The organism is Rhodococcus sp. BP-332 (assembly GCF_019836065.1).
GTDB lineage: Bacteria > Actinomycetota > Actinomycetes > Mycobacteriales > Mycobacteriaceae > Rhodococcoides.
Map to the genome: position 1 here is coordinate 909,333 of NZ_JABUEC010000002.1, position 12,098 is coordinate 921,430.

Annotated in this window: 12 protein-coding genes; 7 read left to right on the top strand and 5 right to left on the bottom strand. The window is 68.8% G+C overall.

Going from position 1 to position 12,098, the window contains the following annotated elements; all coding sequences use genetic code 11:
• Window positions 1-169 precede the first annotated feature (169 nt).
• The 4 genes from HQ314_RS09975 (at window position 170) to HQ314_RS09990 (ending at window position 3,510) form a co-directional block, all read left to right on the top strand.
• Window positions 170-688, top strand: coding sequence for a VOC family protein (locus HQ314_RS09975; RefSeq protein WP_027506079.1), 519 nt, complete (start codon window positions 170-172; stop codon window positions 686-688).
• A gap of 65 nt (window positions 689-753) precedes the next feature.
• The gene (locus tag HQ314_RS09980; protein WP_222637905.1) at window positions 754-1,701 is read left to right on the top strand and encodes an aldo/keto reductase; all 948 of its coding nucleotides are present in this window, start codon (window positions 754-756) and stop codon (window positions 1,699-1,701) included.
• A gap of 10 nt (window positions 1,702-1,711) precedes the next feature.
• Window positions 1,712-2,197, top strand: coding sequence for a DUF309 domain-containing protein (locus tag HQ314_RS09985; RefSeq protein WP_222649937.1), 486 nt, complete (start codon window positions 1,712-1,714; stop codon window positions 2,195-2,197).
• A 50-nt stretch (window positions 2,198-2,247) separates the two neighbouring features.
• Window positions 2,248-3,510 carry a multidrug effflux MFS transporter gene (locus HQ314_RS09990; protein ID WP_222649938.1) on the top strand — a complete coding sequence of 421 codons (1,263 nt, stop codon included), beginning with the start codon at window positions 2,248-2,250 and terminating at the stop codon, window positions 3,508-3,510.
• A 1-nt stretch (window position 3,511) separates the two neighbouring features.
• Here the strand turns inward: HQ314_RS09990 and HQ314_RS09995 are convergent, their stop codons facing one another.
• From HQ314_RS09995 to HQ314_RS10010, 4 genes are all read right to left on the bottom strand, one after another.
• Window positions 3,512-4,276, bottom strand: a complete 765-nt coding sequence (locus HQ314_RS09995) for a deoxyribonuclease IV (RefSeq protein ID WP_222649939.1) — start codon at window positions 4,274-4,276, stop codon at window positions 3,512-3,514.
• Window positions 4,277-4,285: 9 nt separating this feature from the next.
• Window positions 4,286-4,627 (bottom strand): carboxymuconolactone decarboxylase family protein, encoded by a 342-nt coding sequence (locus HQ314_RS10000; RefSeq protein WP_051613431.1) that lies wholly within the window; start codon window positions 4,625-4,627, stop codon window positions 4,286-4,288.
• A gap of 41 nt (window positions 4,628-4,668) precedes the next feature.
• Window positions 4,669-5,652, bottom strand: coding sequence for an NADPH:quinone oxidoreductase family protein (locus HQ314_RS10005; protein ID WP_027506074.1), 984 nt, complete (start codon window positions 5,650-5,652; stop codon window positions 4,669-4,671).
• Window positions 5,653-5,744: 92 nt separating this feature from the next.
• On the bottom strand, window positions 5,745-7,991 hold the full coding sequence (locus HQ314_RS10010) for a bifunctional diguanylate cyclase/phosphodiesterase (RefSeq protein WP_222649940.1): 2,247 nt from the start codon (window positions 7,989-7,991) through the stop codon (window positions 5,745-5,747).
• Window positions 7,992-8,214: 223 nt separating this feature from the next.
• Here HQ314_RS10010 and HQ314_RS10015 point away from each other — a divergent pair, with 223 nt between their 5' ends.
• Both HQ314_RS10015 and HQ314_RS10020 read left to right on the top strand, forming a co-directional pair.
• Window positions 8,215-8,820 (top strand): TetR/AcrR family transcriptional regulator, encoded by a 606-nt coding sequence (locus HQ314_RS10015; protein WP_051613430.1) that lies wholly within the window; start codon window positions 8,215-8,217, stop codon window positions 8,818-8,820.
• Window positions 8,817-10,025 carry an acetyl-CoA C-acetyltransferase gene (locus tag HQ314_RS10020; RefSeq protein WP_222637902.1) on the top strand — a complete coding sequence of 403 codons (1,209 nt, stop codon included), beginning with the start codon at window positions 8,817-8,819 and terminating at the stop codon, window positions 10,023-10,025. Before HQ314_RS10015 ends, HQ314_RS10020 begins: the two co-directional genes overlap by 4 nt.
• A gap of 155 nt (window positions 10,026-10,180) precedes the next feature.
• On the opposite strand, the gene HQ314_RS10025 is transcribed toward HQ314_RS10020, so the two are convergent.
• On the bottom strand, window positions 10,181-11,368 hold the full coding sequence (locus HQ314_RS10025) for an AAA family ATPase (RefSeq protein ID WP_027506071.1): 1,188 nt from the start codon (window positions 11,366-11,368) through the stop codon (window positions 10,181-10,183).
• A gap of 239 nt (window positions 11,369-11,607) precedes the next feature.
• Here HQ314_RS10025 and HQ314_RS10030 point away from each other — a divergent pair, with 239 nt between their 5' ends.
• Window positions 11,608-12,084 (top strand): alpha-isopropylmalate synthase regulatory domain-containing protein, encoded by a 477-nt coding sequence (locus HQ314_RS10030; RefSeq protein WP_222649941.1) that lies wholly within the window; start codon window positions 11,608-11,610, stop codon window positions 12,082-12,084.
• The last annotated feature ends 14 nt before the right edge of the window (window positions 12,085-12,098 follow it).

Here is a 12,098-nt window from a genome sequence, read left to right on the forward strand (position 1 = left end):
CTGCGAGGTGTGTGCACACAGGTACTGGTGAGCCCACACGGTCTCCCGCACGCAGGAGCGGGTGTTCGGATCACGCAGGCTGTGTCCACGCGGCTGCGGGAACAACCGGGGTACAGTTTAAGTTGAAGCTTCAAGCTAGCGACAACGCCTCGATCCGAAGGGACCTCTCATGGCCATCTCCCGTCTGAACCACGCCGTGCTCTACGTGCGCGACGCCCAGCGCAGCGCACGCTTCTACTCGGACGTGCTCGGTTTCCGCGTCGTCATGTCCATGGGCGATCGCGCCGTGTTCGTGCAGGCGCCGGACAGCACGAACGACCACGACCTCGGCCTGTTCTCCGTCGGCGACGGAGCGGGCGCGTCCCCGGCCGGCCGCAGCACCGTCGGGCTCTACCACCTGGCCTGGGAGGTGCAGACGCTGTCCGATCTCGTCGACCTGCGGGAGAAGCTGGCCACCGCGGGCGCACTGGTCGGCGCATCCGATCACTCGACGTCCAAGAGTCTCTACGGCCAGGATCCCGACGGCATCGAGTTCGAGATCGCCTGGCTCGTTCCTGCGGACCGCATCGACGACGCCGTCCTCCACGGTCGTTCCAGCATCGCTCCGCTGGACCTCGACGCGGAGATCGCTCGATACGGCGCCGACACCACGGGCGGCATCGGCGTCAGTACGGCGGCGCTGTCCTGACGGACGGACGCCTCTCACCCGGTGCCGGGCGGAAATAGCGACGGCTCACAGGTGTTGCACCGAACATGACTCGTATCGGAACCTCGGACCTGGACGTCTTCCCGCTCGCACTCGGTGCCAACACCTTCGGATGGACGAGCGACGAGCCGGACTCGCACCGCATCATCGAGGCCTTCCTCGGAGCCGGTGGTTCGCTGATCGACACCGCGGACTCGTACTCCGCCTTCGCCCCCGGCAACTCGGGCGGCGAGTCGGAGACGGTGATCGGGAACTGGTTCACCTCGACGGGCCGACGCGACGACGTCGTCCTGGCCACCAAGGTGAGCCAGCACCCGCAGTTCAAGGGTCTGGCCGCGGGCACGGTCGCTGCCGCGGCCGACGCGTCGTTGCAGCGCCTGCAGACCGATCGCATCGACCTCTACTACGCACACTTCGATGACGCGGACACCCCGCTCGAGGAGACGGTGGCCGCCTTCGACTCACTCGTGAAGGCCGGCAAGGTGCGGTATGTCGGCATCTCCAACTACACGGCGGAGCGCGCGCGGCAGTGGATCGACATCGCACAGCGCGAGGGGTTCGACGCACCCGTGGCGCTGCAGCCGCACTACAACCTGGTGCATCGCCGCAGCTACGAGCCGGAGCTGATGGAGGTCGCCGAGAAGAATCTGTTGGGCGTCTTCCCGTACTTCGCGCTCGCCTCGGGCTTCCTGACGGGCAAGTACCGCACGCGCGAGGACATCGAGGGCACACCCCGTGCAGCGATGACGTCCGGCTACTTCAGTGACGCCGGCCTCGAGGTCGTCGGTGCGCTCGCCGACATCGCGGACGCTCACGGCTCCGCGATCCCCACCGTGGCACTGGCGTGGCTGCTCTCCCGCAACGGCATCGTGGCACCCATCGCCAGCGCGAGCCGTCTCGAACAGCTCGCGTCCCTGACGGACGCCTCGACGTTGTCGCTGACCGCCGACGAGCTCGACCGTCTGACCGCATTGTCGGACAAGGTCGGCGAGTAGCGTCGTCTCGGTGGTCACGCCGAGACGAGAGCGCAACCCCGAGGGCCGGCCGCAGAACGGCCGGCCCCGCGACGGGCTCGGACGTCCCCTGCCCCGCGGAGCCGAGGGCGTCGAGCGCATTCCGGACGACGTCCAGCTCCCGCCGGTCGAGTCCCTGGTCCGTGCCCAGCAACTCCTCGACGACGGCATGCCCTTCCACGCGCACGAGATCCTCGAAGGCACGTGGAAGATCAGTACGCCAGGGGAACGTGCACTGTGGCAGGGCCTGGCCCAGCTCGCCGTCGGTCTCACCCACCTGCTGCGTGGGAATCGCGTGGGAGCCACCTCGCTGTTGACGCAGGGACGTGATCGCATCGGGACGTACGCCGACGCACCCCACGACATCGACATCGCGGGCCTGATGCGGTGGGCCGACCTCCTGGTGGCTGCGCTGGACCGCGGGGAGTCCCCCGTTCCGACAGTCCCGCACCTCACGCATCGCCGACAGTTCACCTGACCGTCACACGGATCGGGAACACATCGCGGCCGCACGGTGCTGCACCCCGGGTGACGACAGACTCCCGCACCACCTCGGCGACTCCCGGCACGGCCGTCGGTACCTCCGACCAGCCGGCCGCACCCTCCAGGCTTCGCACCATCCTGGTTCTCGGCGCCCTCGTCGCGCTGGGGCCGCTCACGATCGACGTCTACCTCCCGGCGCTGCCCGCGATCACCGAGGACCTCGGGTCCACGAATGCCGCGGTGCAGTTCACCCTCACCGGCACCCTCATCGGACTGGCCGTGGGACAGCTGGTGATCGGGCCGCTCTCGGACTCCCTGGGACGTCGACGGCCCCTCATCGCCGGAACGATGATCCACATCGTCGCGTCGCTCCTGTGCATGATCGCTCCGACCGTCGGCGTCCTGGGTGTGACCCGAGCCCTGCAGGGCTTCGGTGCCGCCGCCGCCATGGTCATCGCGATCGCCATCGTCCGCGACCTGTTCGACGGCAGGGCCGCCGCCACCGTGATGTCGCGTCTGGTCCTGGTCATGGGCGTCGCGCCGATCGTGGCACCCAGCCTCGGCAGCCTCGTCCTCATCCACGGGTCGTGGCGCGGCGTGTTCGCCGGGCTCGCGGTCGTGGGTGCCGCCCTCATGCTCGTGGCGATGTTCCTGCTGAAGGAGACGCTCCCCGAGGAGCGTCGTCGACCCAACGAGTTCCTGCCCGTCCTGCGCACCTACGGATCGTTGCTCGGCGACCGACGGTTCGTGGTTCTCGTTCTCGTGGCCGGCCTCGGTATGTCCGCGCTGTTCGCCTACATCTCCGGCAGCTCGTTCGTGCTGCAGGACGGCTACGGACTCGGCGAGCAGCAGTTCGCCCTGGTGTTCGGCATCGGCGCCGTCGCACTGATCAGCGCGTCGCAACTCAACGTCCTGGCGCTGCAGCGCTTCACCCCGCAGCGGATCGTCACCGTGGCACTGGTCGCGATGGCCGTGTCCGGCGCCGCCCTCATCGTCACCACGACCACCGGATTCGGCGGCATCGTCGGATTCATGGTGCCCGTGCTGTTCGTGCTGGCGTCGGCAGGATTCGTCATGCCCAACTCCCCGGCGCTCGCCCTGTCACGCCACGGTGAGGCCGCCGGCACCGCCGCCGCTCTGCTGGGTGCCGCGCAGTTCGGCATCGGTGCGCTCATCGCGCCCCTGGTGGGCGTCCTCGGCAACGACGGCCCGGCCATGGCCATCGCGATGACCGGTGGCGCGACCATCGCGCTGCTCGCTCTCGCGAGCGTCCGGTCCGAGAAGCCGGTACCCGCCGACGCGGTCTGACTCAGAGCGAGCGGAGGTACGCGACGTCGTCCTTCATGCCGTCAGCGGGCGTCTCCAGCATCACCGGAGCGTCCGCCGAGGCGGCGACGGCGGCCAGCACCTCGGCCTCGATCTCGCCGCTCTCGAGATTGGCGTGACGGTCGCGAGCCGAATCGAACTCGTCGCGAGAGTTGTTCAGGTGCACCAGGTCGATGCGTCCGGTGATCGCCTTGACGCGCTCCACGGCGTCCACGAGGTCCTCGCCGCCGGCCCAGGCGTGGCACGTGTCGAGGCAGAACCCTGCTCCGAACTCCCCGACGGCGTCCCAGAGGCGAGCGATGGCGTCGAAGCGCCGCGCCATCGCGAAGTCGCCGCCGGCGGTGTTCTCGATCCAGATCGGAACCGCGAATCCACCGGACTCCGCCTGCCGTTCGAACAGCTTGCGCCAGTTGGCCACTCCCTCGGCGGGATCCTCCCCGTCGCGAACGTGTCCACCGTGGACCACCAACCCGAGGGCACCGATCTCTGCGGCCACGTCGGCCTGCTGCGCGACGGCCTTGCGGGACGGGATGCGGATGCGGTTGTTCAGGCTCGCGACGTTGATGACGTAGGACGAGTGGACGACGATGTCGACCGCACTGTCCCGGACCGCCTCCAACCCCGAACCGACGACGGGCTTGTTCCACTTCTGCGGGTCCGTGAGGAACAGTTGCACCAGGTCGACGTCGAGATCCTCGGCCTCGCCGAGCGGGTTCTCCGAGTTGCGGACGTGTGCACCGATACGCATGTCCCGACCTTACTCGAGCGGACCCAGCTCCTCGTCGAGTACTCGCTGCACCACCCGCATCGCTGCGAGCGCCGCCGGCGCGCCGCAGTAGCCACTGGCGTGGACCACGGACTCCACGATCTCCTCGCGGGTCAGACCGTTGGTGAGTGCGCCCCGGATGTGCCCGCCGAGCTCCTGCTCGGCCCGGAGGGCGATCAGCATGCCGATGTTCAGCAGGCTCCGACTCCGTCGGTCGAGGCCCGGCCTGTTCCACACGGCGTCCCACACGTGCTCGGTGACGTGGCGTTGCAACGCTTCCGAGTCGGTGCCCGTGCTGTTCTCGAGGGCGGCCGCGACGAAGGTATCGCCCATCACCTCGCGGCGGACCGCGAGACCGTCCCGATAGGCATCACTCACTGCAGCGTCACCACGACTTTGCCTGTGGCGGTCCGGTTCTCGAGAGATGCGATGGCCTCGCCGGCCTTGTCGAGTGGGTACACCACCGGCTCCGGCGCCACCAGCGCGCCCGAGGCGAACAGCGGCTCGAGCTCGGCCCACTGCGTCGTCGTGTAACCGGGCCGGCTCATCCACCACGCACCCCATCCGGCGCCGACGACCTCGACGTTGCTCAGCAGCAGTCGGTTGACCTTGACCGTCGGGATGTCGCCACCGGTGAAGCCGATGACCACGAGTCGACCCGCAGGCGCCAGCGATCGGATGCTGTCGGTGAAGCGATCCCCACCGACGGGGTCGATGACGATGTCGACTCCGCGGCCACCGGTGAGTTCCTTGACCGTGTCCTTCCAGCCCTCGCCGTTCGGGCCCTGCAGCATCACCACATCGGTGGCGCCCGCGGCGCGAGCGACCTCGGCCTTGGCCTCGCTGCTCACCACCGCGATGGTGCGTGACGCTCCCAGTACCGGGGCGAGTCGCAGCGTCGATGTCCCGATGCCGCCACCGGCGCCGTGGACCAGGACGGTCTCGCCCTCGGCCAGACGTCCGCGCTCGCGGAGGGCGAAGTGCACCGTCAGATCGTTGAAGAGCAGTCCCGCACCGGCCTCGAACGAGACGGCGTCGGGCAGCGCGAAGACGAGGTCGGGGGTCGCCACCGCCACCTCGGCCATACCGCCGCCGAATCCGGTCAGCGCCGCCACTCGGTCACCGGGCGCGAATCCCGAGCCCTCGGGCGCGGACCGCACGACACCGGCGACCTCGCTTCCGGGCACGAACGGCAGGTCCGGCTTGTACTGGTAGAGACCACGACTGAGCAGTGCGTCGGGGAAGGCCACGCCGGCCGCACGCACGTCGATCACCACGCCGTCGCCGGTGGGCTCGTCGAGATCGGTGAGGGTGAGGGCTTCGGGGCCTTCGAGGGTGGTCACCTGCACTGCGCGCACGGACTGTCCTTTCGCCGGTCGACGGTCGAGGGGTGGTGCGAGTCGACTCGGGCCCCAGGTTACAAAGAACCCGCCGTCGCCGGTGCGCTGGGTCACACAGCAGTACGAGCGGCGCCCACTGCAGAGTTCACGGCCTTCACCGTGCGCACGACGTCGCCCGCGGGGACCGGCCGCGCGATGTGGAAGCCCTGCACCGCGTCGCATCCGAGTCCGCGCAGCACGTCGAGGGTGTGTTCGTCCTCGACGCCCTCGGCCACGATGTGCAGACCCATGCTGTGCGCGAGAGCGATGGTGGATCGGACGATCGCGAGGTTGGCGGAGTCCGACGCGAGCGAGGTGACGAAGGACCGGTCCATCTTCAGCTGCTGCACCGGAAGCGACGCCAGGTACGTCAAGGAGCTGTACCCCGTGCCGAAGTCGTCGATGGAGAGTGAGACTCCCTGCGCGCGAAGCGCTTCGAGCGTGTCGATCGATCGTTCGGGATCGGTCATCGCGGACGACTCGGTGACCTCGAAGACGACGGCGTGCCCGGGAAGGCCGTGGTCGTCCAGAGCCGTTCGCACTCGGGACGCCAGGGAGGAGTCCACGAGATCCCGGACGGAGAGATTGACGGCCACGTCGATGTCCAGTCCCGCCAGCCGCCAGCGTCGGCACGCGGCCATCGCCGTGTCGATGACGAACGAGGTGACGGCCGGGAGCATGCCGGTCTGCTCCGCACTCGGCAGGAACGCGGCCGGCAGCAGCAGCCCCTCGCGCGGATGTCGCCACCGCAGAAGGGCTTCCATTCCCGACACGGCTCCGGTGCGCAGGTCGAGGCGGGGCTGAAAGAACACCTCGAGCTCACCTCCCGTGATGGCGTCCTCCAACTCGCCCATCCTCCGGAGCTGATCGATCCTGTCGATGTCCATCGTGTGGTCGTAGACGGCCAGTCGCGGTTGCCGGGACTTCGCGGCCACCACGGCGGCGTACGCCCGCTGCACCAGCTCCTCGGATCGTGGGTGCGGCGTGCCGGTCGACAGTGCCACGGCCACACTGCTTTCCAGCGTCAGCTTCATGTCCCGCACCTCGAGCGGGGCCCCGACCGCGCGTTGCGCAGCGATCGCGACCGCCACGGCGTCGTGCCTGTCGACGGGGCCCGGCAGGACGAGGGCGAACTCGTCACCCCCGAGACGTCCCACCGTCGCCGACGAGTCCACCGTGTCGACGAGTCGGCGACCGATCTCGGTGAGCACCTGATCTCCCACCGCGTAGCCGAAGGTCTGGTTGATGTCGGAGAACCGGTTGAGATCCACCAGCACCAGGGCCACTCCGTCGCGGCCCTCCGGACCGAGGATCTCGTGCAGCCGGCGCCCGAGCCGGCCGCGGTTCGCCAGTCCCGTGACGGAATCGGTGTCGGCCGCAAGGCGCAGTGCCCGCGACTGTCGTTGCAGCAGTGTCAGGAACGAGGTCATCCGCACGGCGCCGAGGACGACGATGATCGAGGCGGCGATCACCACCGCGGGCCCCCAGCGAGTGACCGGAGTGCCGCGCATCAGTTCGATGCTCATGACGACCGGCGTCATCGCCACGGCCGAGGTCAGCAGGATCAGTCGAGCCATCCCCGTCTGCGCACGACTGATGGTGCTGACACGCGGACGCTCGTCGTGTCGCAACGCCGCCGCACCGAAGAGCACGTAGGACGCGAGCCAGCAGACGTTGAGGATCGTGCTCTCGGCGGGACCGTCCGCGACCACCACGTACGAGGTGTAGTCGGCGACCACCATCAGTGCCGTGGCCGCACCCAGCAGCCAGTGGGTGGTGGAGCCCGCGCGTCGCTTCAGCACGACGAAGACGAGCAGTACCAGCAGGAAGACGTCGATCTCGGTGTAGAAGATGCCGAGCCACGTTCCGGCGTCGGGCACGCGCTCGCCTCGGGGACCGGACACCACGACCCAGGACGCGAGACCCACCCCCGCGGTCATGATCGCGGCTTCGAGTCCGTCCGCCGGACTCAGCATCGGGGTCCCCGAACTGCGGACCGACAGCAGGGCCACGACGATGAGGAGGTACCCCAGGACGTAGGCGGCGTCCGCCACCGACGGGAGAGGTACGCCGCCGCCCGAGTTCTCCATCACCGCGATCGCGATGTCGCCGACGACCCAGAACGACAGCGCCGTCGCGACGATCCACCACGAATGGGTGCTCACCTTGCGGTGTGCGCGGATGCCGACAGGAATGGACGCCACCGCACCCACGGCGATGACGCAGTACAGCACGCTGGACACCACGCCGGGCGGAAGCGTCGCGTACACGGCGATCGCGAGCGCACCGACCACGAGAAAACGGGTCGGCGAGGACATCGAGACCATGCTGCCTCTCTCGTGACCCCGACCGACATGGACGGAATGAATGTACCGCCGCCGACGGGCGCGCATCGCGGAAATCCCGCGAAGAGAGCGCGGTCACCAAGTGAATGGTCACTAACCGAATACGGTAAACTGGCTGCTCGCGACCGACGACAGGTGGGAGGCCCGGGTGGTGAACCGTATCGCGGCGGGCTCCGCGTCCACCGAACGTTCACGGATGAAGGCCGAGCGCCGCAGCGCACTGGTCGACGCCGCCGCCGTCCTCGTCGCGGAGCGCGGGTACCACGGTCTACGACTCGAGGACCTCGGCGCCGCGGTGGGGATCAGCGGTCCCGCCGTGTATCGCCACTTTCCGAACAAGGAAGCCGTCCTCGTCGAACTGCTGGTGGGAATCTCCGAGTACCTCCACGCCGGTGGGGAAGAGGTCCTGGCGCGACGGTCGGCACCGCTGCCGACGCTGCACGAACTGGTCGCGTTCCACCTCGACTTCGCCATGACCTCGCCGCGCCTCATCGAGATCCAGTTCCGCGATCTCGCGAACCTGCCGACCGACGCCCAGCGTTCGGTGCGCTCGCTGCAGCGCCGCTACGTCGAGATCTGGGTCCGCACCCTGCGGGAACTGGACTCGGACTGCTCCGAGGACGACGCTCGCGTCCAGGCTCACGCGGCGTTCGGTCTGCTCAACTCCACTCCGCAGTCGATGGGCCGCGTGCCCGCGTCGCTGCTCCGACACCGTTTGTCCACCATGGCTCTGACCGCTCTGGGGATCGACCCCGCCGCATCCACCATCACATCTGCCCCCACCAGTGAGGAAACAGCATGACCGCACCTTCCGGCACCACGTCCGTCATCGTGGCCGGTGCCCGCACTCCCATCGGCCGTCTGCTCGGATCGCTGTCGACCCTCTCCGGCTCGGACCTCGGCGGCGTCGCCATCGCCGGAGCCCTCGAGAAGGCCGGTATCAGCGGTGACCAGGTCCAGTACGTCATCATGGGCCAGGTCCTCACGGCCGGCGCAGGCCAGATTCCCGCACGCCAGGCCGCCCACGCCGGCGGCATCCCCCTCAGCGTTCCTGCCCTGACCATCAACAAGGTGTGTCTGTCCGGTGTCGACGCCATCGCCCTCGCCGACCAGATGATCCGCGCCGGAGAGTTCGACATCGTCGTCGCCGGCGGCCAGGAATCGATGTCCCTCGCCCCGCACATGCTCGAGAAGAGCCGCAGCGGATTCAAGTACGGCGACGTCACCATGAAGGACCACATGGCCTACGACGGCCTGTACGACATCTTCACCGACCAGGCCATGGGCGCCCTCACCGAGGACCGCAACGCCGACACCCGCTTCGTCACCCGCGAGGAGCAGGACGCCTTCGCCGCCGCGTCGCACCAGCGCGCCGCCGCAGCCTGGAAGAACGGCGTCTTCGACGACGAGGTCGTTCCCGTCAGCATCCCGCAGCGCAAGGGTGACCCCGTCGTCGTCACCAGCGACGAGGGCATCCGCGCCGACACCACCAGCGAGAGCCTCGCCAAGCTCCGCCCGTCGTTCGACAGGAACGGCACCATCACCGCCGGCTCCGCGTCCCAGATCTCCGACGGCGCCGCCGCCGTCGTCGTCATGAGCCGCGCCAAGGCCGAGGAACTGGGACTGACGTGGCTCGCCGAGATCGGTGCCCACGGCGTCGTCGCCGGACCCGACTCCTCGCTGCAGTCCCAGCCCGCCAACGCCATCACCACCGCCTGCGCCAAGGAGGGCATCGCCCCGACCGACCTCGACCTCGTCGAGATCAACGAGGCGTTCGCCGCCGTCGGCATCGTCTCCACCCGCGAACTGGGCATCGACCCCGAGAAGGTCAACGTCAACGGCGGCGCCATCGCCATCGGTCACCCCCTCGGCGCGTCCGGCGCCCGCATCGCCCTGCACCTCGCACTGGAGCTGCAGCGACGCGGCGGCGGAGTCGGCGCCGCAGCACTGTGCGGTGGCGGTGGACAGGGCGACGCCCTCATCCTGCGGGTTCCCGCAGCCGAGTAGCCGGTTCCACACCCCCTCCCGCCGCGCGCGGCCCGTGCCGCGGCGGGGAGGGGTGTGCGGGGCTCCGGCTCGAGCGGCGCACACTTTCCAGCCACCCACACCCCGAGCGGCCTGCTGCAAGGGGTGTCGACACACCGAAAGCGTGCAGGTCGGCGCTAGTCGGCCTGCGCCCTGAGGTACCGCCCGAAGTGGGGGACGGTGAAGCCGATCGACCCGCGCTCGGCGGAGTAGATCAGTCCCTTCTTGATCAACCCGTCGCGTGCGGGGGACAGCGACGCCGGTTTCCGGCCGAGTTCCACGGCGATCTTCGACGTGGAGACGGGACCGTCGTCGCCGGATAGGTCGGCCATCGCTCGCATGTACTCGCGTTCGGCGGGAGTTGCTCTCTCGTAACGGGATCCGAAGAACCCGACGGCCAGCTCGTCCTCGGCCGTCGGTGCTGCGACCCGCACGTCGTGGACCGTGATCGGGCTGTCCGCGGCCAGATCCCACGTCGCCTTGCCGTACGCCTGAACGAAGTAGGGGTACCCGTCCGCGGCCTCGTACAGCGCGTCGAGTGCCTCGCTCGTGTACTCGACGTCCTCCCGCTCGGCCGGTGCGATGAGGGCGCGGTCCGCCGAAGCGCGGTCCAGGCGGTCGATGCGGTGATAGCTGAACAGTCGCTCGGAGTAACTCTTCGACGCGGACAGCACCGCAGGCAGGTGGGGAAGACCGGCGCCGACGACGATCAGCGGAGCCGCATCCTGGCTCAGTTCGTGGCACGCCCCGCAGATCGCGGAGATGTCCTCCGCCGCGAGGTCCTGCATCTCGTCGATGAAGATGGCGATACCGACGCCGACGTCCCGAGCCAGCGACGCGGCGTCGAGCAGCAGTTCGACCAGGTCGATCTCGATGTCACCGGTGTCCGCGCGCCCCTTGAGGGCGGGCGCGTCGATGCCGGGCTGCCATTTGTCCCGCATGCCCTTGTCTGCGGACGCACGAAGAGCGAAGGACTTCAGCACACCGAGGAACTGGTCCACGCGTTCGGGATCGCGATGCGCCACCGCGATCTCCCGCACTGCCATGTGCAGCGCCGACGACAGCGGTCGCCGCAGGTCCTGGTCGGGGCGGGCCTCGATCTTCCCGGTTCCCCACTTCCGCGAGATCGCCGCTGATCGCAGGTGGTTCAGCAGCACCGTCTTGCCGACGCCGCGCAACCCGGTGAGCACGACACTGCGTTCGGGACGACCGCGCGCGATGCGCTCGAGCACCACGTCGAACGCGTCGAGTTGCTTGGACCTGCCGGCGAGCTCGGGTGGCCGCTGGCCGGCGCCGGGTGCGTACGGGTTGCGAACGGGGTCCATGGCGTGACGGTAGCAACGTCGGTAGCGTTCTCTGCCCTTCTCTAGCGCGTGTCCTAGAACCGAACAGAGAGCAATCGAGAACCGGACCCTTGCCTGTGACGCCGCGACGCAGCTACTCTGGGGCCATGTCGCGCATTCTCGTAGTTCACCGCAGCGGGGTCTGATCTCGGACCGACCCCCCGCTGCGGGTCGAACGAGCGCCCGTCGGTCCTTCCTCTTCCCGGAAAGACCCCAGCGACATGAGCACCAGCGCACATTCCTTCACCGAACACTTCTCGCACAGTTCCGCTGCCATTCACGCCTCGTCGGCTCTGCCGCACGGGTTGCGCGCGGAGGCTGACGGCATGTCCTTCGCGGAGTTCGTCCACACCTACTCGCCCACCTCGGGCCCCATCCGGCTCGGTTCCGCAGAGTGCGCGCCGAAGGGTGCGGGCAGGTTCGAGTTCACGGCCACCCTCGCCATAGGCGACACCATCCGCAGCTCGTCGATCGTCTGCCACGGGCCGGCGGAGGCCATGACGTCGATGCTCTACGACGCCGGCGTCAACCTCGAGATCCTGTCGTTCCACCAGCAGATCACCGAGACGGGATACGTCACCTACATCCGCGGACAGCAGGATCACCGCACCGCGTGGGCCATGGGGACGGGCTCGGATCGCACCGAGTCGACCGCCAAAGCCCTTGTCGCTGCCGCGAATCGGATGCAGAACCTGTAGTCGGTCGACACACC